The 21,377-nt window shown below is 62.9% G+C and carries 23 protein-coding genes; 3 read left to right on the plus strand and 20 right to left on the minus strand.

The window, feature by feature from the left end; all coding sequences use genetic code 11:
- Window positions 1-146: 146 nt before the first annotated feature.
- Genes GGD65_RS34700 through GGD65_RS34730 form a run of 7 tightly spaced genes read right to left on the minus strand, consistent with a single transcriptional unit; the run spans window position 147 to window position 6,658 of the window.
- Window positions 147-1,352 (minus strand): phosphopentomutase, encoded by a 1,206-nt coding sequence (locus GGD65_RS34700; protein WP_183238158.1) that lies wholly within the window; start codon window positions 1,350-1,352, stop codon window positions 147-149.
- Complete coding sequence (locus tag GGD65_RS34705; RefSeq protein ID WP_183238159.1) at window positions 1,340-2,293, minus strand: beta-xylosidase; 954 nt, start codon at window positions 2,291-2,293, stop codon at window positions 1,340-1,342. The genes GGD65_RS34700 and GGD65_RS34705 overlap by 13 nt, the downstream gene beginning before the upstream one ends.
- Complete coding sequence (locus GGD65_RS34710) at window positions 2,293-3,057, minus strand: TIGR04290 family methyltransferase (RefSeq protein WP_183238160.1); 765 nt, start codon at window positions 3,055-3,057, stop codon at window positions 2,293-2,295. Before GGD65_RS34710 ends, GGD65_RS34705 begins: the two co-directional genes overlap by 1 nt.
- A complete protein-coding gene (locus GGD65_RS34715) occupies window positions 3,054-3,860 on the minus strand; it encodes a sugar phosphate nucleotidyltransferase (RefSeq protein ID WP_018322030.1) in 807 nt (268 codons plus the stop codon). Before GGD65_RS34715 ends, GGD65_RS34710 begins: the two co-directional genes overlap by 4 nt.
- A 1-nt stretch (window position 3,861) precedes the next feature.
- On the minus strand, window positions 3,862-4,965 hold the full coding sequence (locus tag GGD65_RS34720; protein ID WP_183238161.1) for a glycosyltransferase: 1,104 nt from the start codon (window positions 4,963-4,965) through the stop codon (window positions 3,862-3,864).
- The gene (locus GGD65_RS34725; protein ID WP_018322028.1) at window positions 4,962-5,558 is read right to left on the minus strand and encodes a histidine phosphatase family protein; all 597 of its coding nucleotides are present in this window, start codon (window positions 5,556-5,558) and stop codon (window positions 4,962-4,964) included. Before GGD65_RS34725 ends, GGD65_RS34720 begins: the two co-directional genes overlap by 4 nt.
- Window positions 5,558-6,658, minus strand: coding sequence for an inositol-3-phosphate synthase (locus GGD65_RS34730; protein ID WP_018322027.1), 1,101 nt, complete (start codon window positions 6,656-6,658; stop codon window positions 5,558-5,560). Before GGD65_RS34730 ends, GGD65_RS34725 begins: the two co-directional genes overlap by 1 nt.
- Window positions 6,659-6,984: 326 nt before the next feature.
- Between GGD65_RS34730 and GGD65_RS34735 the strand changes: the two genes are divergently transcribed.
- Together GGD65_RS34735 and GGD65_RS34740 are read left to right on the plus strand one after the other, a co-directional pair.
- A complete protein-coding gene (locus tag GGD65_RS34735; protein WP_183238162.1) occupies window positions 6,985-7,272 on the plus strand; it encodes a hypothetical protein in 288 nt (95 codons plus the stop codon).
- A gap of 14 nt (window positions 7,273-7,286) precedes the next feature.
- Window positions 7,287-8,201 carry a hypothetical protein gene (locus GGD65_RS34740; protein WP_183238163.1) on the plus strand — a complete coding sequence of 305 codons (915 nt, stop codon included), beginning with the start codon at window positions 7,287-7,289 and terminating at the stop codon, window positions 8,199-8,201.
- A 6-nt stretch (window positions 8,202-8,207) separates the two neighbouring features.
- On the opposite strand, the gene GGD65_RS34745 is transcribed toward GGD65_RS34740, so the two are convergent.
- Entirely contained in the window at window positions 8,208-8,990 is a 783-nt protein-coding gene (locus GGD65_RS34745; protein ID WP_018322023.1) for a Crp/Fnr family transcriptional regulator, read from the minus strand.
- 532 nt (window positions 8,991-9,522) lie between these two features.
- Between GGD65_RS34745 and GGD65_RS34750 the strand changes: the two genes are divergently transcribed.
- Window positions 9,523-11,325 carry an SDR family oxidoreductase gene (locus GGD65_RS34750; protein ID WP_183238164.1) on the plus strand — a complete coding sequence of 601 codons (1,803 nt, stop codon included), beginning with the start codon at window positions 9,523-9,525 and terminating at the stop codon, window positions 11,323-11,325.
- A gap of 88 nt (window positions 11,326-11,413) precedes the next feature.
- Here GGD65_RS34750 and GGD65_RS40535 read toward each other — a convergent pair whose 3' ends face one another.
- From GGD65_RS40535 to ctaD, 12 genes are all read right to left on the minus strand, one after another.
- The gene (locus GGD65_RS40535; RefSeq protein ID WP_026202666.1) at window positions 11,414-11,734 is read right to left on the minus strand and encodes a PQQ-binding-like beta-propeller repeat protein; all 321 of its coding nucleotides are present in this window, start codon (window positions 11,732-11,734) and stop codon (window positions 11,414-11,416) included.
- The gene (locus GGD65_RS40540) at window positions 11,731-12,339 is read right to left on the minus strand and encodes a PQQ-binding-like beta-propeller repeat protein (protein WP_312017766.1); all 609 of its coding nucleotides are present in this window, start codon (window positions 12,337-12,339) and stop codon (window positions 11,731-11,733) included. Before GGD65_RS40540 ends, GGD65_RS40535 begins: the two co-directional genes overlap by 4 nt.
- An 18-nt stretch (window positions 12,340-12,357) precedes the next feature.
- On the minus strand, window positions 12,358-12,636 hold the full coding sequence (locus GGD65_RS40545; RefSeq protein WP_246783513.1) for a hypothetical protein: 279 nt from the start codon (window positions 12,634-12,636) through the stop codon (window positions 12,358-12,360).
- Window positions 12,637-12,926: 290 nt separating this feature from the next.
- Window positions 12,927-13,304, minus strand: a complete 378-nt coding sequence (locus tag GGD65_RS34760) for a cytochrome c family protein (protein WP_183238165.1) — start codon at window positions 13,302-13,304, stop codon at window positions 12,927-12,929.
- Window positions 13,305-13,323: 19 nt separating this feature from the next.
- Window positions 13,324-13,953, minus strand: coding sequence for a cytochrome c (locus tag GGD65_RS34765; protein WP_183238211.1), 630 nt, complete (start codon window positions 13,951-13,953; stop codon window positions 13,324-13,326).
- The gene (locus GGD65_RS34770) at window positions 13,953-14,804 is read right to left on the minus strand and encodes a substrate-binding domain-containing protein (protein ID WP_018322019.1); all 852 of its coding nucleotides are present in this window, start codon (window positions 14,802-14,804) and stop codon (window positions 13,953-13,955) included. Before GGD65_RS34770 ends, GGD65_RS34765 begins: the two co-directional genes overlap by 1 nt.
- Window positions 14,788-16,635, minus strand: coding sequence for a methanol/ethanol family PQQ-dependent dehydrogenase (locus GGD65_RS34775; protein ID WP_183238166.1), 1,848 nt, complete (start codon window positions 16,633-16,635; stop codon window positions 14,788-14,790). Before GGD65_RS34775 ends, GGD65_RS34770 begins: the two co-directional genes overlap by 17 nt.
- Before the next feature lie 101 nt (window positions 16,636-16,736).
- Window positions 16,737-17,525, minus strand: a complete 789-nt coding sequence (locus GGD65_RS34780; protein ID WP_246783515.1) for a heme-binding protein — start codon at window positions 17,523-17,525, stop codon at window positions 16,737-16,739.
- 86 nt (window positions 17,526-17,611) lie between these two features.
- Window positions 17,612-18,535: a cytochrome c oxidase assembly protein gene (locus GGD65_RS34785; protein ID WP_018322016.1), complete on the minus strand. Its 924-nt coding sequence runs from the start codon at window positions 18,533-18,535 to the stop codon at window positions 17,612-17,614.
- Window positions 18,523-18,876, minus strand: coding sequence for a hypothetical protein (locus GGD65_RS34790; RefSeq protein ID WP_018322015.1), 354 nt, complete (start codon window positions 18,874-18,876; stop codon window positions 18,523-18,525). The genes GGD65_RS34785 and GGD65_RS34790 overlap by 13 nt, the downstream gene beginning before the upstream one ends.
- Window positions 18,873-19,472, minus strand: coding sequence for a cytochrome c oxidase subunit 3 (locus GGD65_RS34795; RefSeq protein WP_018322014.1), 600 nt, complete (start codon window positions 19,470-19,472; stop codon window positions 18,873-18,875). Before GGD65_RS34795 ends, GGD65_RS34790 begins: the two co-directional genes overlap by 4 nt.
- Window positions 19,469-21,376, minus strand: a complete 1,908-nt coding sequence (gene ctaD, locus GGD65_RS34800; protein WP_183238213.1) for a cytochrome c oxidase subunit I — start codon at window positions 21,374-21,376, stop codon at window positions 19,469-19,471. The genes GGD65_RS34795 and ctaD overlap by 4 nt, the downstream gene beginning before the upstream one ends.
- Window position 21,377 lies beyond the last annotated feature (1 nt).

Raw genomic sequence — 21,377 nt, forward strand, 5'->3', positions numbered from 1 at the left:
ACCTTGCTGACTGGTCGGATGACCCGCGCGCCGGTCACGTATGGACTCAGAAGCAATGCAAGGAATGTTCGTTCCTGGGAATTGTACAAACGAATATTTCTATAACCTGGATCAATAACCCAAGTGAATCGGTGTGCTGACGACGTCTAGAAATGCACCCCGTGAGGCGGCTGGGGCAGGTCAAGATGCCTTGCCGCGGTGGCGCCGATATCGGCAAAGCCGGCGCGGCGGCCGACGGGAGAAGAAGATTGCGTCGTCCAGGCCAGGATTGGCACCTGCTCGCGGGTGTGATCGGTGCCGCTCCAGGTGGGATCGCAGCCGTGATCGGCGGTGATGATGAGAAGATCATCGCTGCGCAATCGGGACAATAGTTCGGGCAGGCGATCGTCGAAGGCTTCCAGTGCCGTGGCATAGCCGGTAACGTCTCGGCGGTGGCCGTAGAGCGTGTCGAAGTCGATGAAGTTGGCGAATAGCAATCCGCCATCCGCAAGGCTCGCCAGTCCCCTCAGTGTGGCATCGAAGAGCGCCATGTTGCCATCGCCGCGCAAGTTTCGCCCTGTCGCGCGATGAGCAAAGATGTCGTCGATCTTGCCGATGGTCACGATGTCACGGCCGGCGCTCGCGGCGTGGTCGAGGATGGTGTTTTCAGGGGGCAGCACGGAAAAATCGCGCCGGTGCGCCGTCCGCTTGAAGTGGCTCGCGCTTGTGCCGACGAAAGGGCGGGCAATGACGCGGCCGATGTTGAGGGGATTGATCAGTCGTCTTGCGATTGCGCAAATCTCGTACAGACGTTCGAGCCCGAAAGTCTGCTCATGCGCTGCGATCTGGAACACGCTGTCGGCTGAGGTGTAGCAGATCGGCATTCCCGTTCGCATGTGGCGCTCGCCGAACTCGGCGATGATCTCTGTACCGGACGCGTGGCAATCTCCATGGATCCCGGGTAGCCCGGCCTGATCGCACAATGCGTTCGTCAGATCCGCGGGAAAGCAGGGTTTGGTTCGGGGGAAATAGCCCCATTCGAACGGGACCGGCACTCCGGAGATCTCCCAATGGCCCGACGGTGTATCCTTGCCCTTCGAGATTTCGCTTGCGCAGCCAAATTGCCGGTGCTCGACCTGACCGTCCAGGCCCGGCGGCACGCGACCGTTAGCGAGGCTGCAGGCTTGGCCAAGGCCCAGCGCGACGAGATTGGGCAGATAGAGCGGACCCTCGCGGGCGTTGCTGTCGGCCCGCCCAGCCGCGCAGGCGTCCGCGATGTGACCGACGGTGTCGGCGCCATCGTCGGCATAGCGTGCGGCATCCGGCGCACCGCCGATGCCGACGGAGTCCATGACCAGGATCAGGGCACGCATGTTGGCTCTCTGATGGGAGGATCGGCCGATGCTGGCGAGGCGGCAAGACCGGTCTTCGAGCAGTAACGATCGACCATCGATGCGCAGAAATCGGCGAATTCATTGACATCGAGCGGCGGGCTGGTGTGATGCGGCTCGATGCCTCGATGCTCGGGCGTGAAGCAGAACGTGACGGTGACCTGAAATTCCGCCAGCGTCTCCATCTGGCGATCGAACCAATCTAGCGCATTCGGACGGAAACTGTCAGCCCATGACAGGCCAGTCCTGAGATGGGTCACGCCGAGACGGCGCATCCATTGCACGGCATTGTCGAGGCGATGATCCCCAAAGTGAAACCACTGGCACAGCCCCATGGCCGGGGCATAGGCGCCGAACAGATTGGCGGCCGCCTTCGGCGTGCCATCCTCACGCAGCAGGCCCATGTGGAAATGCCTGTAATAGGACGAGCCCTCAGCTTCCTTGTGCCGCGTCGTGGCTTCCCATGCGGAGGGAAGGTCATAAAGGCTGTACCAGTGAATGCGCGGCGCGCGGCCGATCAGGAGCTCGGCGGTGCGCGACAGGCCCCAGGCCTGCACCTCTTCGGCGCCGAACGAGGAGACGCCGACCTCGGTGACCCAGACGGGAAGCGCGGTGACCGCCTTGATCTCCTCGATCTTGGCCGGCCACTCGCCGATCCGCCACAGGTTCCAGTCGAGCGGAAAGCCGTGTACGGCGACCGCGTGGAAATGGTCGAGAACGTCGCGGCTCTGCATTTTGCGCATGAAGGAGGGGTCGATCGGCGAGATGCCGCCAAGCACGATGGGCAGTGCGGGCCGAGTACTGCGGATCGCCTTGCCGGCCGCAATGGCGAGGTCCGCGAACATAGACCAATCCGGATCGATCTGAAGATCCCAATGTGATTTGTTGTTCGGCTCGTTCCAGATCTTGGCGGCCTCGATCATCAGCTAGTACTCCGGGATGGATAGACGGGACCGTCGATTTGAGGCCGATCGGTTCGCCTGCAGAGGTAGACTTCCTCCTCAGGATGGGCGGTGATCGCGAAGCCGGCGCTGCGCAGCATGGCCTCAACGCAGGCTCGGTTCGGCACCCACCAATTGGTGGGATCGTCGGCATATTTGTGCTCGATGAAGTGCAGCTTGGGATAGCCGGCGGAATCGAACTGGTCGGTGGTCCAGAAATCGTAATTCTTGTCGATCGTATCGACATGGCTGGTGCCGCGCTGCATCGACTGGAACAGCAGGAGATCCGTGGCGACGTGCTCATGGATGAGATCCAGCGCCAGCAGCGGATGACGCAGATGATAGAGCACGCCCATGAAGATCACGAGATCGAACTTCTCGCGGAGCTGTCCGACGTCGTAGGTCGACATCTGGCGGAATTCGATCCTGAGGCCGTTTACCTCGGTGGCGAAGCGCGCCTGAGCGAGGTACTCCTCGTCGGTATCGAGGCCAAGCACGCGCTCGGCGCCCCGCCGCTTCATCTCCATGGCGTAGAAGCCGGCGTTGCAGCCGATGTCGAGTACGCTCTTGCCATCGAGCCGGTCCGGTATGATTGCCGCGAAGCGGCGCCATTTCACGTTGGGATAGTCGCCCAGGAAGTGTGTGGGGGCGGTCGGCACACCGTTGAGGTCGAGATTGTGAAACCACGGCCCGAGCGCGTCGATGCGCCTGCGAATTTCCTCGCGCGTGAGTAGCGCTCTCGTCATGCAGTCGCTCCATTCTCCATTGCAGCGATCGGTCGAGTTCCATCCGCGACGCCAGCCCGCAATCTCGATCGACTGTCGGCGCCTGTGCTCTCCGCAAGGACCGCCATTGCCGTGCGATAGCCGCCGACAGTCCCGACATCGACATAGGACTCGCCTGCCTTGATCCCGATGCCACTGCCGCCGGCCTGGAGATAAGCATTGACCAACGTGCCGAAGTATTCGTCCAGCTTGTCCCGGTCGATCCAGAGTGCATGCAGTTCGCGGAAGCCGTGGGCGGACATCCTGAACGCGCCCCAGATCCATCGCGATGTCGGGTTCGGCTGCTTGACCTGGATCTCCCGCACGCTGTCGCCGTCGAGCACGACGGCGTCGAAGAATTCCGGACGCTCGACGGGAAAGAGCAGGAAGGAGAGGTCGGCGCCGGGAAGCGCCTGCAAGGCGGCTTTCGGAAACCAGACGGTATCGGGCAGGCCGACGACGACGTCTTCATCATGGCCAACGACGGTGCCGGCCCTGAAGACGGCGTCGCACAGGCCGGAGGCGTCGGGCTGGACGACATAGGCGAGCTGGGCGCTGCCGTAGTGATCGCCAAAATATTCGAGAATGTCGGACTTGCCAGGCGAGATCACGAAGCAGATCTTGTCCGCGCCGCCGAGGATCAGGCGCTCCAGCAGATACTCGGAGACCGCGCAGGGCCGCTCGGTGCCATCGTCGCACCGGCTGCCGACGGGCAGCAACTCCTTGGAGAAAGCCAGCGGCTGGATACGACTGCCGCGGCCCGCGGCCGGAACGATGCCCCACATGTCAGGCCTCCTCGGATTGCTGGTAACGCGCGCCGCTGGATACCGCCTGCTCGAGCAGCGCCACCAGCTCGCGCGCCCGTTTGTCGGATGTGTGCTGATCCATCGTCCGCTCATAGGCGCGCTTGGCGATGGACTGGAGGTCGGGGCTCGACAGCGCCAACGCAGCCAAAGTGTCCTGTGCATCGCGGGCGATCAGGATCTCCCTGCCGGGCGTGAAGAACTCTACGATGCCTGGCCAATCATCGCTCAGGAGCGGGACGCCGCAGGCCGCCGCCTCGAACAGACGGCCGGAGGGGCACCAGCCCATCTCCGCCATGGCTTTGCGCGTGACGTTGAGGGTCATGCGTGAGGACGCAAAGAAAGGCGCATGCTCCGATGGCGGCAGATGCCGCACGAAGTAGATGTTGGGCGACCACGGAAAGTCGTCAGGATATTGTGCTCCACCAATCAGGAAGCGCAGGTCTTGCCGCGCTCGCGCCGGTTCGACGAATAGCGCCTCGAGCCCGTGTTGGCGGTCTTCGGAGTAGGTGCCGAGATAGGACAGATCCGCGCGATAGTGCGGCTCGGACGGCACTGGGCGGTGAATATCGCTATCGACGTGGCCGTACAGGGGACGTATGTCGTGGGCCCCAAGTCGGTCGCGAAACTCCTGGACGACGCGCGGTCCGCCGGTGAAGCTGAGGACAAGCGCGAAGTCGCGTAGACCTCGCGGACCCATGTAGGGAACGGATTCTCCCGCCATGAGCCGCGCCAGCGTGATCGGGGTATCCAGATCATAGAAGACGGGTAAGGCGCGCCCTTCGGAGATGATCAGGTCGGTCGCCGCAATTGCGTCGGGACAGTAGGACGTCACGATCGCAACATCGGCATCCGCGATGTCATTGCGGGCGAGGGAGCGGGTCTCCTCCCAATTCGAAAAAAGCCGCAGCTGCCCACCGGGCAATTCATTGAAGTCCCGGGCATCGGCATAATAGGGCACGTCGCGCTCGTAGAAGACGACGATGTGGCCGAGACGCGTCAGATGCTTGCAGAGGCCGCGCCAGAGTGTGGCGTGGCCGTTGCCCCAGGAGGACGAGATCGTCAGTCCAAAAATGACGATCTTCACGCCGGCACCCGCTGGTTGATCCCGGTAATCCTGAACCCGCCTCTGTCAGCGCTGAGAGTGCTGATGCTGGATGGATCGATCTCGATCGACAGGAAGTCGTCAAGACGCCTGCGTGCGTAATGCAGCAGCGCCGCACGGATCGGCTCGGCATGACTGACGGCGATGACGGCGCCAGTCGAATTATCGTTGCGCAGTTGCTCCAAATGGCCGACGACGCGATTCTGGAGCGACCGCATGCTCTCGCCTCCGGGTGGGCGGGTGCTGCCGCGCCGCCTGTTCCAGCGTGACCATCGCGGATCCCTGCCGAGTTCCTCGAACGATCGTCCGGTCCATTCGCCATAGTCGAGCTCGTCGAGCGCGGGAACGATCTCGATCGCCGATCCGAAGTGGGCCGCAAGAATGGAGGCCGATTGCGTGCAGCGCCGCTGCGGGCTCGACTGGATCAAGGCAGGCTGCGGACTGACGTTGGTCGCACAACGCGCGACTTCCTCGCAACCGATGTCATCAAGTGTGACGCCGTTCATCCGGCCGCACAACGTGTGGCCGAGCAGGGCGTGGTGACCATGGCGGACAAGATGGATGATCCCGACCATTAGCTGTACGCCTTGTCGTCGATGAAGGCGCGCGTCCGCCGTCCAGCCTCTTCGTCGGTGAACTGCTGCGGCGGCGATTTCATGAAATAGCTCGAAGGGCCGGTCAGGGCGCCGCCCTGGCCGCGGTCCATGGCGAGTTTTGCGCAGCGGACCGCGTCGATCACGACGCCCGCCGAGTTCGGTGAGTCCCACACTTCGAGCTTGACCTCGGCGCTCAGCGGCACGCCGCCGAACGTCGTGCCTTCGAGCCGGATGAAGGCGAGCTTGCGATCGGTCAGCCAGGGTACGTGGTCGCTCGGCCCGACGTGAATGTTGTCGGGATCCATCGGGACGTCGAACTGGCTGGTGACCGCCTGGGTCTTGGATATCTTCTTCGAAGTCAGCCGCTCGCGTTCCAGCATATTCTTGAAATCGGTGTTGCCGCCGACATTAAGCTGATATGTGCGGTCTAGCCGCACGCCGCGGTCGCGAAACAAATTGGCAAGCACGCGGTGCAGGATAGTCGCGCCGACCTGGCTCTTGATGTCGTCGCCGATGATCGGAAGGCCGGCATCGTCGAACCGCCGCCGCCAGTCCGGATTTGAGGCGATGAAGACAGGGATGCAATTGACGTAACCGCAGCCGGCTTCGATCGCGCGTGCCGCATACCATTCGCTTGCGCGTTGTGAGCCGACGGGCAGGTAGGACACCAGAACGTCGGTGCGCGACATCGCCAGGACTTCCGAAACATCGGCCTCCGGCACGTCAGCGACCGGAACGTCATCTTCGAGATAATGACCGATGCCGTCCATCACCGGGCCACGTTGAACAACCACGCCAGTCTGATCGACATCAGCGAAGCGATGCGTGTTGTTTGGCTTGGCAAAGATGGCATCGGCGACGTCGCGCCCGACCTTGCTGGCGTTGACGTCGAAGGCCGATGCGATCTGGATATCGTTGATGTGGTACCCGCCGAGGTCGACGTTCATCAGGCCGGGCACAGGCTCGTTCGAATTGGCGTTCCGATAGTAGGTGAGACCCTGGACGAAGGAGCTTGCGCAGTTGCCGACGCCGACGATACCGACGCGTACGCGCCGCCTGTCCTGAAGACGGGAGTGCATGGACGAAAACCTCCGGCGCGTGGTGTCAGCGTAAGTAGGTCGGCGAACGTGCCGGAAGGTATGTTCGTTCCTGCGTCCAAGCCGCTATGCCTGCGCGCGGATCGATTCCGGGCAAGAAAATGCACCGGGCTTAACCTGGGATAGAATCCGGGGCTGCATGAAAGGAACGAAGATCATCTTGGATGAAGATGAAGAAGATGATGCAGGTCGTCTCGCATCAGCCGTGTCGCGCCGTAAAGAACAAATCTTGCCGACCCGCGTTTCACGGCAGATGGTTCGATGCGATCCCGTGACATTGCCGGACCTACCAACAGGCGAGGTGCCGCATGACGTCCAAAACCCAGAGCAGCGAAGCCCAGCAGACCACCGACCACGCTGCGATGCGCAAATGGGTGGATGAGCGCGGTGGCCAGCCGGCGACGGTCAAGGCAACCGAGGAGGACGGGCATGCCGGCATCCTGCGTATCGATTTCGATCCGCCGGATGAGGGCCTCGACCGTATCGGCTGGGACGAACTCTTCGAGAGATTCGATCAGGCTGATATTGCCTTGCTGCACCAGGACCGGACCAGGGACGGCAAGCTGAGCCGTTTCCACAAATTCGTCCGCCGCTAGCCGGATCGCCGGCGATGGCGAACGACTGGGTGGAGGCGATGCGCGCGGGCGATTTCGCGCGCGCCTGGGCCATCAACGACCGCGATCTGGCAGTGCTGGCATATCCGCCAAAGCACACTGGCCCGCGTCATCTCCAGCGGATCTGGCGTGGCGAGCCGCTCACGGACAGGCACGTGCTGGTGCGGTGCTACCACGGGCTCGGCGACACCCTCCAGTTTCTGCGCTTCATGCAGCCTCTCCGCGACTTGGCGCGCAGCGTCACGGTCTGGTGTCAGGCCGGACTCTTACCGCTGGTGGAGCGCACGACAGGCGTCGATCGCGCACTTGTGCTCCAAGAGGGGACGCCCGAAACAGATTTCGAGGTGGATATAGAGATTATGGAGGTACCGCACGCTCTCAAGGTAGGGCGAGAGCAAGTCGCGATGCCCGCGCCATATTTGACTCTGCCAGCGAGGAGCACGCCGGTTTCAGTCGACGGCGAAATTTTTGCCGTCGGCCTGGTCTGGGAAGTTGGCCAATGGGACAAGCGACGGGCGATTCCGCCCGCAATGCTGCGACATCTCGCTGTCCCTAGCGTAGCGCTTCACTCGCTTCAGAGGGATGCGCCGGCTGAAGATCTCATCCGGATCGGCGCGTGCGACATCAGTACGCCGGACATCCCGACCCTCGGCCATCTTCTTTGCCAGCTCGATCTGGCCATTTGCGTGGATACCATGGTCGCACATCTCGCGGGCGCACTCGGATGCGAGGCCTGGGTGCTGCTGCACGCCGACTGTGACTGGCGGTGGCCATCCTCAGGGTGCCGCTCACTTTGGTATCCGAGCTTGCGGTTGTTTCGTCAAAAGGCGGCTGGCGACTGGGGCGCTGTCATCTCTGAGGTGGCCGAAGCATTGCGGGCGCGTGCGAATTGCAAGCAAAGGGTCGCATAAATACCGTTAGGCCGGCACGACGGCCGCTTTATCCGATTCCAGTTGGGCTGGCCGCGCGCTTTGATCGCGCGGCCGGACGCCAAGATAGTTGGGCTCGAAGCCCGCCAGCCGAACCAGCCCGGGCCAGTCCGAGATCACCAGAGTCTTGCCCTGCCATTGCAACAGGTTGCCCTGCCGTAGCGCCTGGATGGTGCGGTTGGCGTGGACGGGAGAGATGCTGCAGGCGGCGGCGAGGTCGGATTGGGTGAAGGGCGAAGACAACCGCAAATCCTTGGCGAGCCCGACATTTTGCAGTCGCGTGGTGATCTCGCAGAGCAGGTGGGCCACTCGTGTCAACGCATCCCGGCTGCCGAGGTTGATGGTCCAGTTGCGCTGTATGGCGTGGTCACGAAGCAGCATCAGCAGCAGGGTACGCGACAATGCAGGCGAGCGAGCTGATAGCTCGCGGAAGAAGCGATGTGGCACGAGCGCGACAACGGCGGGGCCGAGCGCAATGAGGTTGCCGTTGACGCGGGGCCGGTAGAGTGTCTGGAGGTCAGCGATGTCGCCGGGCACAGAGATCGATGTGATCTGCCCGTTTGCTCGCTGGGCATCCTGCCAGGACAGATAACCCTGGAGCAGCACGCAGCATTGATGGCTGTCGTCGCCGTGGCGCAGGATCGCCTGATGTGAATTGAGGTGCGCGATCGTGCTCGGCATCTCTGCCAGCAGATCGAGATCGTCGGCGGTCACGTCACCGAGACTCGCCAGGTGATCGGCGAGCCTGGAAAAAGCAAATCCAGTCTGCATTGGTCTTCCGATCGCCCGCGCCTCCACCAACTCTGACTCAAATGGAAAAGGGCAGGCAATAACCTGTGATACTGTCTATAGATCCATGCGTATGCATCGGCGGATACAAGTCGACCTTCGACGATCTTCAATGTTCCCACGGAAAGGAGATCACACTAGGAGGCCGCTGCAAACCGCGCGAAAATTTATCTACGGGTCGCTCGATCTTTAACAATGTTGAATCTCCCGCCGTCCCCGTTGCCTTAGTCTTGGGTCTTCAGCTGGAGGCGGATGTTCGACACCGATCCGACGGCGCTTTTGCGCGCCGTGCTCGAGGAAGTTTGCAAAACCATCTTCTGTCGCGAGATTGGTGCCCGGACTCACGTGGCCTCGAAGCTTCTGGAAGCGGCGACAAGAGGACAGACGTCTTTTGACGACCTCAGGCAGGCCGGTTCCAGGGCTTTGTCCGAAGCCTCCGTCGCGCGGAGGTATAGGTGAGAGGAACGAGCGTTCTACCCGGGGATTTGAGCAAGGTCTCCACCGGAAGACGCTCATGCACGAAGTTGATGCCGCCCCACTGACTGCTACCCTGACGAGGGCTACGGACGACATCTGGATCGCCGACGATGCACCCATCAGTGCAGCGGGCTTGCGCCTGCCTGTTCGCATGACGGTCATCCGGTTGTCGAACGGCGACCTTATCCTGCACTCGCCGGTGCGATATTCGCGAGCTCTGCGCGATGAGCTGGAACGTCTGGGTTCGATCGAATATTTGATGGCGCCGAACGTTGCGCATTGGACGTTTTTGCTTGCTTGGCAGAGAGAGTTGCCGCAAGCACGGACCTTCGCGGCGCGCGGAATTTCGGCGCGGAAGCAGGCAAGCGAGGCCGGCCTTCGCATTGATCGCGAGCTCGGCGAAACCACCCCTGAAGAGTGGGCGGTCGAGCTTGAGACCGTCTCGTTGCAGGCCCCGATATTTTCCGAGGTGGAGATATTCGACAAACGGAGCCGCACATTGGTCCTGACGGATCTCGTGCAAAATCTTGATCCTCATCATCTTCCTCGCTCGAATCAGGCCGCCGCAAGCCTGCTTGGCATCGCCAAGCCGGACGGGATTGCACCGATCTATTTGCGGATGTTGTTGCGCCTGGGCGGCCGTTCCGTCCAAGCCGCGGCAGAGCGGCTCGTGGGCCTTGCGCCCGAGCGGGTCATTTTTGCCCACGGCGACTGGTTCGAAACCGGCGGCGCACAGCGTCTCCGCCGGTCACTGCGATGGCTGCTTCCTAGGAGCACTTCGCGATCGCCAACCCGGTCAATGGCAGGCACGCGCGTGGTCATTACGGGGGCATCCAGCGGAATAGGCCGGGCTGCGGCGCTGGCATTTGCGCGGGAAGGGGCGAGCGTTGCGCTCGCCGCGCGGCGCGGCGAGGTCCTGAGTGGCCTAGCGGCGGAGTGCGAGGCGCTGGGAGGCCGCGCCCTGGAAGTCCCGACCGACGTCAGCGATGCCGAGGCGGTGCAGCGACTGGCCAGGCAGGCGGAGGACGCCTTCGGCGGGATCGACGTCTGGATCAACAATGCCGGCACGGGTGTGTTCGGCGCCTACCAGGACGCCGATCTTGCACTTCATCGCCGGACTGTTGAGGTCAATCTGCTGGGAGCGATGCACGGCGCCTTCGCAGTCCTTCCGATCTTCCTGCGCCAGAAGCGAGGCGTCCTGATCAACAATATCTCGCTTGGAGGATGGGCGCCGACACCGTTCGCTGCGGCCTATACAGCAAGCAAGTTCGGCCTGCGGGGATTCACGGCAAGCCTGCGGCAGGAGCTCGGGGCACATCCTCACATCCATGTCTGCGGTGTGTTCCCGGCGATGGTGGATACGCCGGGATTCGTCCACGGCGCCAACATGTCCGGGGAGAGGCTCGAACCGGGCCCATTGTTGTACCAGTCCGAAGACGTCGCCCAGACCTTTTTGAGCCTGGTTCGCGCGCCGCGCGATGAAATGGCCGTCGGGTGGCCGGCCCGTGCCGGTCAGATGGCCTACGCCGTGGCGCCGAAGCTGACCGAGGATTTGCTCGGAGGCGCGTTCCGGTTTCTCTTGTCGCGCGCGCGCCGGGCTCCGATTAGCGAGGGAAGCATGATCGAGGCGTCTCCGCCGGGCACGTCGGTCGATGGGGGTTGGCTGGCGCGGAAGCAGCTTCCGCCGGCTGGGGTCATCAGCGCAGGGCTAGCTGTGCTTGGAATAGCAGCGTGTGCGGCCATCGTAGCCTTGGCAGTTGCTCGTCCGCGCCGGCAGAGCGGGATAAGACGTCGCCGAGCATCCACGCATCGTACCGACGGGCATCATGGCAGCGAGTAGGCCCGCACGTAGGCGCCGAGCTTGGTGCCGAACGAGCCGTGCCCGCCATCGACCGTCACGACATATTGCTTGCCGCCTGCCTCATACGTCATCGGCGTCGATTGGCCGCCCGTCGCCGGCTTTTGCCGGGATAAAGATCGCGGGCGTGGTGCCGCCCATTCGAACGGAGATCGACCCGGCTCGGCTGCGAGGGCATGTCCATGTCCCAGACATCGTGATGCACGTTCTGGAATGACCAGCGCAGCTTCCCGGTCGTGATGTCGAGTGCGATCAGCGCTGAATCGTAGTGCTCCTTGTCAGGCGAACGGCCACCGCCCCAGATATCTGGAGAGCTCGAGCCGGGCGGGACATAGACGAGCCCGAGATTTTCATCGACCGCCGAGATGCCGTCGGCGTCACACCATTTCACGGCGAGCTCACCGTTCGGATCGGGTTGCTGGCGTCGAAGGCCCAGATCAGCCGCCCCGAATAGATGTCGAAGCTGCGGATCACGCCTGACGGGACCTTGTCGGAATAATTATCGATGACGGCACCACCGACGATCAGTACCTTGTCGGTCACGACGGGCGGCGAGGTACCCTCGTAGAAGCCGAACGTCTGGACCTCGCTACCTTCCTTGAGGTCGATCTGCCCATGATCGCCGAAGCTGGCACAAGGCGAGCCACTTTGGGCATCCAGCGCAAAGATCCGGCCGTCATTGGTCGGCACGAAGATGCGCTCCGGACAATCGCCTGGCGCCGTCGCGCCGTCGGCCGTCACGGCGCCCGGCTTCGTGGCGTGATAGGACACGCCGCGGCAGGTCATGTGCTGGAAGGCCTTGTTGTGCTGGACCTGTGGATCGAACTTCCAGCGCAACTGGCCGGTCGCCGCATCGAGCTCGAACACGATCTGGTGCGGCGAGCAGGTGTAGAGCAGATCACCGATCTTGAGCGGCGTTGCCTCGCTGGTGATCTCGTCGGGATCATCAGGACCCTTGTGATCGCCTGTGCGGAACTCCCAGGCGAGGCTTGAGATGCTTTACATTGGCTATAGTTATCTGGCGAGCGCGGAATAGCGCGCGCTGAAACCGCTGCCGCCATAACCCGTCCGGTCCTCGCCGGCGGTGGGCGGGGCTGCTTCGGAGGAGGCAACGGCGCCGGCGTCCGCGATGGTGTCGGCAAGGTCGTGACGATCGCGCGCCAGGGAGAAAGCGAGCACGCCAGCGGCCACGATCAGCACCAGGCCGAGCGCCCATCGCGCGGTCCGCATCTGCGGTATCAGGCGGCCCGCGATGAACGGCAACAGCAGCCAGACGCCCAATGGTGCAAGCACGTCGCCGCGAGCGCGAGCGACCAGAAATCCAGCCCGGCTTCCAGACCGCCCACGCCAAGGTGCCGAGCAGCAGCGCGGCATAGACCCAGAACGCCCCTGCGCGCGAGCAGCCAGCTCGTGAGGAGGAGCGTGATGCCGGCAACGAGATAGTAGACGGAGCCGCCAAGCGTCGCGAGCCAAGCGCCGCCGCCGATGAGTGCCAATCCGATGATCGCCACAATGACAACGGTGGTGGCCAGTATCGGCGTCGCGAAGCAATCTTGCCGAACGGTGGATGGAATTCATGTGGTTTACTTCAGCGTATAGAGAAACGCGGCAATGTCGCGTGCGTCCTTCTGCGGGATGCCCATTCTGGGCATGGCGTTGCCCGGCAACGCCCGCTGCGGATCTTCGATCCAGTCGGCCATGTTGTCCGGCGAATTCTGGATGTAGCCGGCGATGTAGCTCCGCGTGCCGATCCGCTGCAGCGGCGGGCCGACATTGCCGTCGGCACCTGCGATGCCGGGAATGTCGTGGCAGCTGCCGCAGTGATATTGTTTGACGAGCTCGGTGCCACGGCGCGCATCGCCCATGAAATTGTCGGGGCCGGTGGCCCTGCCTGCCTCGCAGGCCGCAGCGGTCACGGCCAGCAGCGAAGCGATGAGTAATCGAGTCGTCGGACTCACCATCGGCTGCTCCCTTTTCTAATCAGGGTTTTTGGCCGAAATTGAAGGTCTTCGTGGCGGACCACGGATCGGTCGTCGAGACTTGCTCGCTCGGGACTTGCTCGACCTCAGGCGACAGCGGATTGGCCGAGAAGGTCCGACCCCATTGCCGGCTGGGCTCGTTGCTGATCTTGCCGATATAGGTGACGAGATCCCAGATCACGCTGTCCGGCAGCACCCCGCCCCAGGCCGGCATGCCATTGGGGCGCCCCTGATAGATCGACAGGTAGATGTTCTCGGGCTGCGAGCCGTAGGTGAAGAGGTTGTTGCTCAGAGCCGGGCCCATGCCGCCGCCGCCATTCGGCGCGTGGCAGCCGACGCAATTGAAATTGACGAAATAGGTCATCCCGCGTTGCTCGGCATTGGGGTCACCCTGCACCGGGTTCTTGATCATAGGCGGATCCGGCTGCGCACCCGGCAAAAGAGTGGTCACGGGCACCTGCATGAACACGCCCGGTCGGCCATTGCCGACGCTGCCGCCGAAATTCGGGCGCGGCGCCAACATCGGCGTCTGCGCCTCCTGAGATTGTGGCAGGGTTTGCTGGGCGAGAGCTGGGCCGTTCAGGAAGGCCGCAAGCAGGAGGGACAGGGCGCTCGTGCGCGGCGCAGACATCATTGACGTCCTCCGGAGGCTGCGACCGGCACGTCGACCATAGGCACGCCGTAGCTCCGTAACAGTGCGGCAATCTCGGACCGATGCTCGTCGATGTAAGCATTCAGTTGATCGCGGAGCGCGCGGTCTCCTTTGCGTACCCCCATCGAGATGGCGAACTCAAACTGCTGAGGCGCAAAACGCTCGCCGTCCTGGATCGGCGTAACCGTCAGCGGCACCCTGGAGTGCCCGGAAAAGTATCCGGCGAGCGGACCCCAGGCCGCGGCGACGTCGATCTCGCCGCGCGCGACCGCCTCGATCAGGCGTGCAGGCGGATTGGCCTGACGATAATCTCCATAGATCGAATAGCCGCGAACATTGTCGACGATGCCCAGCTCGCCGAGCGCCTGCGCCGGCGGTGGATTGTTGCCCTCATCGCCTACGAGATGAACGCCGATCACCAGACGATGCAGGCGCGGGTCGAGCAGCGAAGACAGATCGAGATGCGCGTCCTGGCGGCTGACGAAGACGTAGGTGGAGCGATAATAGGGTTTTGTGGTCTCCACGAGTTCGTAGCCGGAAGGCACCCCTATCACGACGTCGCATTTTTCCGTCTTGAGCGTGTTGCGGATGAAGCCCCGACGCTGTGCCCACCAGGTGAAGGACACCGAGCGTCCCAGCGCCTCGGCCACCATGGAGGCAAGCTTGTTCTCGAAGCCGGCTTCCGTGTTGTTGGAAAATGGCAGATTGTTTGGATCGGCGCAGACACGAAGCGTGCCATTCGGCGCGGCGAATGCGGGGAACGCGATTCCGGTCAGGCCGGCAAGCGCAAGTGCAAGAGTAAGGGCGGCGCAATCACTGCGGAGGTGCATGGCTGTTGTCCTGACCACTGGCGCCGCCGAGCTTGAACACCAGGAGCTCGCTGCCGCCCGTGGTGTAGAACGGAAGATCCTGCATCGCACCGGTGAAACCGAGCGCACCATTGCGTACGCGCTGATCGACCTCTACATTCGCCACCACGCCGGGCCAGCCGCCGACACCTGAGAGGATTGCGATGTATTGCTGCCCATCCGAGCCGCGATAGGAGATTGGTTGTCCGACGAACCCGGAGCCTGCGCGGAACTGCCAGAGCACGTTGCCCTTTTTGGCGTCCACTGCCTTAAACAGGCGGTCCATCGTTCCGTAGAAGGCGACGTCGCCTGCAGTCACCAGCGCGCCACTCCAGACCGGCAGCTTTTCGTGAATTTCCCAGACCTTCTTGCGCGCGACCGGATCCCACGCCATGAACTCGCCGCGATGGCCGCCCGGGCCGGCATACATGTCGACATCGGCACCGACATAGGGCGTGCCGGCGATATAACCGACCTGCGACGCCTTGAAGTTCATGCAGAGATGCTGATGTGGAACGTACAGAAGCTTGGTGCGCGGTGACCACGCTGACGGCTGCCAATCCTTGGCGCCCGGCGCGCTCGGGCAGATGTTCTCGACCGTCTTGCCGACCAGGGGAGTCTTCTCCTCATTCGGGATGATCTTGCCGGTCTTGAAGTCAACGCCCTTGTAGGCGTTCACGAATTCATAGGCGTCCGCCGAGATCACTTCGCCGGTGGCGCGGTCCATGACGTACATGTAGCCGTTGCGGCCAGGATGAATCAGCACCTTGCGCGGCTGACCATTCAGCTCGAGGTCGACCAATACGTTCTCGTTGATCTCGTCATGATCGAACAGATCGTGCGGGTTGACCTGATACGCCCATTTGGCATGGCCATTGTCGGGATCGCGCGCGAAAATGGTCGTGCTCCAGAGATTGTCGCCGCTTCGCTGGTTCGCATTCCATGGACTGGGATTTGCGGTGCCGTAGTAGATCAGGTTGAGGTCGGGATCGTAGGAGATCCATCCCCACATGGTGCCGCCGCCCACCTGCCAGCGGTCGGCAGGCCAGCTATTGACGCCGAGATCCTTGCCCTTGAGGTTGTCGTAGAACGGCTTGAAGTCGTCGCCGATCAAGACGTCCTTGTCGGGACCCGTGGCGTAGGCGCGCCAGGCGATGGCTCCGGTGTTCTCGTCGAGCGCGGTAACCCAGCCGCGCACGCCCATCTCTCCGCCGCTGTTGCCGATGAGAACCTTGCCCTTGACGATGACGGGCGCCATCGTGATGGTCTCGCCCTTGTTGATCTCGCCGAGCTTCGTGTGCCAAAGCTCCTTCCCCGTTTTGGCATCGAGTGCGACGGAATGATTGTCGAGCGTATTGAGGAAGATCTTGCCGTTGTCGAAGGCAAGCCCGCGATTCACGACGTCGCAACAGGCAACGCCCGCCGCAGCAGGCTCCGGCTTCGGCGCATAAGACCATTTCAACTCGCCCGTTGTTGCGTCCAGCGCGAACACACGGTTCGGGTAGGGGCCGGCATAGGGGCCGACCACATACATGGTCCCGTCGACCACAAGGGGGGCGGCCTCCTGACCGCGATCCGCCCCGATCGAGAACGTCCAAGCGAGCTGCAGGCGTGAGGCATTGCCTGCGTTGATCTGATCGAGCTCGCTGTAACGGGTGTTGGCGTAGTCGCGCGCAGCCATCGGCCACTGATCGGGATCCTTCATGCGACTGGCCAGATCGGTCTGGGCAAAGCTAGGCGATAACAATGCGAGGCCTGCGCAGAGCGTACTCAGTACTCCCCACAGCAATCGCCTGAGGCCGAAACCTAACATAAGTGAAGATCTCCACGGCATCGACGAGGCCTTGCCCAGGCCGGTTTGCGAACGTACAAACGTTTGGCTTCCGCTTGGTTCCTAAGCTCTGCGGAGTGTCGCTATCTCACGACATTTCCCGAGACGCCGGCACCGAGATCGACGGCGATCTGGTCTTCCTTGCCGTTGCACTTGGGATGACCGAAGCCCGACGGGCTTTTGCCGTCAGGCCCGATGTCGTAGATGATCGCGTCCTTCATGTTGGGGCTGACGCCGGCCGGCACGTGATCGAGGCCGAGGAAGTGTCGCACGCGCCAGGCGACATTGTGATCCGCACAAGAGCTGTCGCCGCTGACGCCGAGCGCGCCGGCAATGCCGTTGCCGTCATAGAGTGCGAGCCCGCCGCCGAACACGATCACGCCGCCAACGGGCTTGCCGACCATCGGATCTTTTGCCGTGCCGAACTCCTCTGGCGTGCCCGCATAGATAACTTCCGGAGACGGCGGATTGCTGAGCGCCGCGCCGAACAGGAAGCCGCCGGGTTGGGCGCCCGCGTAGAGATTGGCAGTGGCCATCGCCTTGTTTTTCAGGCTGAACGCATTTGCCGTGTTGGCCTTCTCGGCGGCGATGGCGCGGCTGCCGAGCCATTGGTCGTCGACCTTGCTGCCGCTGTAGGCGACGGCGCAAACCACTCCCTGCCGGTTCACCACGGCAGCCCACTCGTTGTTGTCGAGGCCGCCATTGCTGGGGCCGCCGCTGGGCTTGACGCTTTTCTTCAGGATGTCCGCCAGCTGATCATGGTCGACCGGACATGACATTCCCGGGCGCGGCTGATCTTGCGCTGTCGCGCCTTGCAGCATCGCAAGAGCGGCCGCGATGATAACAGTCGCTCGGACGGTTCGTATGCCCATATGGCCTCCACGGGATGGTCGAGAGTCAGCTGGCGAACGTTGCATTACAGCCGCGGTTCCTATGTTCGCCGTGGGTCTAAGGTCATTCAGCCGGCATGCCGAGCCGCTGGAATGTGGCAGTGCGCAGGAATCGTGATGAGCCAACGATAGGCGAAGAACAGCGCTGCGCCGGTGTAGAGCATACCCATGGGCACCCACATCAAAATGCCCGCGAGCTGCTGATCTTCCAGGGGAGACAAACCGAATTCGCTGGCGAGTGCGCCTTGTCCCGGAACCCAAATGCGTGTCGACAGCGTCAGCAGTGCTCCGAGCACGCCGGAATGCAGGACGGTGACGAACAGGCAAGCGATCGCGATCCCGTCCCGCAGCCGCAGGCTGCGTCCGACGCCGCGGCCATGGAAAAGCACCCACCAGAACAACAGCGCGGTCGCAAAGAAGCTGATGTGCTGGAGGCGGTGGATGGCGGTGTTTTCGAGTGCCCACGCATAGAGAGGCGGCGCGTGCCAAGCCCAGAGCGCCAAACCATGCAGGGCGGTCGCGCTGACAGGATGGCTGATGACGGCCCATGGCCGCGCCAGAGTCGACCAACACAAGAGACGGCCCGCAGCGGGACGCAGCGAGGCGGGCAGGCTCCACATTATCGGCCCGTTGATCCGGGCGTAGGCTATCAGCGGCGCGCCGACCACCATGAGCAGCTCGTGCTCAATCATGTGCGCCGTGAACAGGCGCTCCCCGAGCCAATGCAGCGGCGATGTCAGCGTGAGCGCGACCACCAGCCATCCAGTCCAGAATGCGCCGACCTGACGGAAGCTGACACCGCGGCCGCCGCCGGCATGGCGCCACAGCCGCTGCGTGCCGACATAGAAGCCGATGCCGACGACATAAAGCGGCGCCAGTAGCCAGGGATCGGAGCTCCAGAGCGAGCCCGTGTCGACGTCCGCGATGCCGTGCGCCATTGCAGGCGTTGCCATGAGGCCAAGCAGGAACGCCAACAGGCTCAGCGCAGGCATGGGCTGATCATGAGCGATGCCGCAAGCTGGTTTAGGATCACCAGCGCAAACAGCACGCCGGAGCCGACGCCGAGCCACGCCATGAACGTCCGGGGGCCGCCGCCTTGGGCATCGGTCCACTGAGCCCCCGCGCCGCGCCGGACCGCGCGTGCCGATATCACTGTGCCCGCGAGGGCGACAACGACCAGGACCGTGCTCATGATCGTGCCGGTAAGCTTCGTCGTCTCGCACGAGAAATGGGCGAGCGCATAGACGCCTTGCAGGTTGATGCCCCAGGCTAGCGGCCCCAGGGCGACACCGGACCAATAAAGCAGTCTGGTATGTCTTTCGGCGGCGGTCATAGGCGCGGCACCCAGTCGAGCAGGACGTAGAGTGGCAGCCAGGCCAGCACGACAAAATTCCAGTAGAACACGTTATCGGTGACGTCGCTGAACCGGCGCGGCTTGGCGTGCCGGGTGAACATCAGCACTGCCAGCACGATCGTGTCGCCGACGTCGGTGGCAAGGTGGGTCGTGTGCAGTCCCAGGATCAACCAGACGATCGATCCGTAGGCCGAGTTGTCCCAGCGCGTGTTGAGATGAGCGAATTCGAAGCCGCGCAGGACGAGCAGGGCAATTCCGATCAGCGCCATCACGATGAGGCCTGGGCGTACTTTCGCAAGGTCCTGCCGATGAGCGACGCGATTGGTCATCTCGTTCGGAATGATGCTCAGGAGATAGATGATGGTCTCGGCCGTGCCGGGCCAAAGATCGGGAGGCGCTGCGCCAATCGGCCAGTTCGGATTGACGGCATAGAGATAGAGGTAGGCGCCGATCGCGATGGCAAATCCCATCCCCTCCAGCGCCATGAAGCCGATGGCGCCCCACCAGGGGCCGCTGCGCGGACCGTAGCCATAGGTAGGCAGCTCGGCGACATTGCAGACGATTGTTTGTCTCACTCTTCGTCCTCCTTGCTGCCGGCCGGCCAGAACCAGCCGATCAAGGCGACAGCCATCGGCGGCGTGCCCCACAGCACTGCCCAAGGCGTAAAGATCGAGCCGATGAAGAACACCGTTGTCGCGATGGCCGTCAGGAGCGGCCAGATGCTCGGCTCGGGAGACGCCTCCCGGATCTGCGGCTCCGCTTCGGCCAGCGATGTCAGGAGCACCTCTCGCCGCTCGACGCTGAGGCCGGCAACGACAGCCAGGCTCGCGTTGTCGAGCCAGAGCGGATCGCGGTGCTTGACCACGGGAATGCGGTCGAAATTCTGCGGCGGCGGCGGTGAGGACGTCGCCCACTCCAGGGTGGAGGCATCCCAGGGATTATCGCCCGCCAGCGTGCCGCTGCGCAGACTGAGGATCACATTGACGAGCAGCAGCGCAAAGCTGAGCGCAAAAATAGCGGCTCCGCCGCTGGACAGCAGGTTGAGGTGCGCCCAATCCATGTCGGCGGTGTAGGTGTAGACGCGGCGCGGCATCCCGATCAACCCGAGAATGTGCATCGGGAAGAACGCGACATTGAAGCCGACAAAGGCGAGCCAGAAGTTCCAGCGGCCGAGCCACTCGCTCAGCATCCGGCCGGTGATCTTGGGAAACCAATAGTAGACCGCGCCAATGAGCGGGAATACGGCGCCGCCGATCAGGACGTAATGGAAGTGGGCGACGACGAAATAGGTGTCATGCACCTGGGTGTCGATCGGGACCGACGCGACCATCACGCCGGACAGTCCGCCAAGCACGAAAATGACGATAAAGCCGATCACGAACAGGAGCGGGGTGCGGTAGACCGGGCGGCCATCCCAGAGCGTTGCCAGCCAACAAAATATCTGTAGACCGCTTGGCACCGCGATCAGCATGCTGGACGCCGTGAACAGGCCGGCGCCGAGTTGGGGCAGACCGGTTACGAACATGTGGTGGACCCACAGGCCGAACGACAAAAAGCCCGTCGCGATCAGCGAAAGGATGATGACCGGGTAGCCCACCACCGGCCGGCGCGCGAATGTGGCGAGGATCGCCGAGACCATGCCCGTACCGGGAATGAAGATGATGTAGACCTCGGGGTGGCCGAAGAACCAGAACAGATGCTGCCAGAGCAGGGGATGCCCGCCCGAAGACGAATCGTAAAAGCGCGTGTTGACGAGGCGGTCCAGGATCAGCGACGTCGATGCGACCATGATTGACGGCATCGCGAACATTACGAGGAGCGCCGTAACCAGTATCGCCCAGACGAAGAGGGGGATACGGTCGAGCGTCATGCCGGGCGCACGCTGCTTGAACACGGTCACGACGATCTCGACGGAAACCGCGAGCGCGGCGACCTCGGTGAAGGTGATCATCTGCGCCCAGACATCTGGGCGCTTCGTCGGCGTGTACTGCAGCGATGCCAGCGGAACATAGGCAAACCAGCCGACATCAGGGCCGACGTTCACCGCAAAGGAGATCCAGAGGAAGCAGCCTCCGAACAGGAACATCCAGTAGCTGAAGGCATTCAGGCGCGGGAAAGCAAGGTTTCGCGTTCCGACCATCAGCGGGACGAGATAGACGGCGAAGGCCTCCATGATAGGCACGGCGAACAGGAACATCATCGTCGAGCCGTGCATCGTGAAGATCTGGTTGTACTTGTCCGCCGACAGGAACGTGTTCTCGGGTCGGGCGAGCTGAACGCGCATGAGCACCGCGAGAAGTCCTCCGAGCAGCAGGAACGCGAATGCCGTGACGATGTAGCGGCGCCCCACGACCTTGTGGTCCACCGACATCAGTGCGCCGAAAAAGCCGGAAGGTGTGCGCCAGATGCCCTCGAGCCGGGTCGAAAGCTGGAGACCATTCAGAGCGTCATCGCGCAGCTCGCGTTGCTCGGCCACCATG

It is taken from the genome of Bradyrhizobium sp. CIR18, from assembly GCF_014198295.1.
Lineage (GTDB): Bacteria > Pseudomonadota > Alphaproteobacteria > Rhizobiales > Xanthobacteraceae > Bradyrhizobium.

Coding starts and splice junctions, on each gene's coding strand:
- GGD65_RS34735 (WP_183238162.1), top strand. CDS start 6,985: ATGACGTCCAAAACCCAGAGCAGCGAAGCCCAGCAGACCACCGACCAC.
- GGD65_RS34740 (WP_183238163.1), top strand. CDS start 7,287: ATGGCGAACGACTGGGTGGAGGCGATGCGCGCGGGCGATTTCGCGCGC.
- GGD65_RS34765 (WP_183238211.1), bottom strand. CDS start 13,953: ATGTCTGCGCCGCGCACGAGCGCCCTGTCCCTCCTGCTTGCGGCCTTC.
- GGD65_RS34770 (WP_018322019.1), bottom strand. CDS start 14,804: ATGCACCTCCGCAGTGATTGCGCCGCCCTTACTCTTGCACTTGCGCTT.
- ctaD (WP_183238213.1), bottom strand. CDS start 21,376: ATGGTGGCCGAGCAACGCGAGCTGCGCGATGACGCTCTGAATGGTCTC.
- GGD65_RS34745 (WP_018322023.1), bottom strand. CDS start 8,990: ATGCAGACTGGATTTGCTTTTTCCAGGCTCGCCGATCACCTGGCGAGT.
- GGD65_RS34780 (WP_246783515.1), bottom strand. CDS start 17,525: ATGGGCATACGAACCGTCCGAGCGACTGTTATCATCGCGGCCGCTCTT.
- GGD65_RS34790 (WP_018322015.1), bottom strand. CDS start 18,876: ATGACCGCCGCCGAAAGACATACCAGACTGCTTTATTGGTCCGGTGTC.
- GGD65_RS34715 (WP_018322030.1), bottom strand. CDS start 3,860: ATGTGGGGCATCGTTCCGGCCGCGGGCCGCGGCAGTCGTATCCAGCCG.
- GGD65_RS34785 (WP_018322016.1), bottom strand. CDS start 18,535: ATGCCTGCGCTGAGCCTGTTGGCGTTCCTGCTTGGCCTCATGGCAACG.
- GGD65_RS34700 (WP_183238158.1), bottom strand. CDS start 1,352: ATGCGTGCCCTGATCCTGGTCATGGACTCCGTCGGCATCGGCGGTGCG.
- GGD65_RS34775 (WP_183238166.1), bottom strand. CDS start 16,635: ATGTTAGGTTTCGGCCTCAGGCGATTGCTGTGGGGAGTACTGAGTACG.
- GGD65_RS34710 (WP_183238160.1), bottom strand. CDS start 3,057: ATGACGAGAGCGCTACTCACGCGCGAGGAAATTCGCAGGCGCATCGAC.
- GGD65_RS34705 (WP_183238159.1), bottom strand. CDS start 2,293: ATGATCGAGGCCGCCAAGATCTGGAACGAGCCGAACAACAAATCACAT.
- GGD65_RS34750 (WP_183238164.1), top strand. CDS start 9,523: ATGCACGAAGTTGATGCCGCCCCACTGACTGCTACCCTGACGAGGGCT.
- GGD65_RS34725 (WP_018322028.1), bottom strand. CDS start 5,558: ATGGTCGGGATCATCCATCTTGTCCGCCATGGTCACCACGCCCTGCTC.
- GGD65_RS34760 (WP_183238165.1), bottom strand. CDS start 13,304: ATGGTGAGTCCGACGACTCGATTACTCATCGCTTCGCTGCTGGCCGTG.
- GGD65_RS34730 (WP_018322027.1), bottom strand. CDS start 6,658: ATGCACTCCCGTCTTCAGGACAGGCGGCGCGTACGCGTCGGTATCGTC.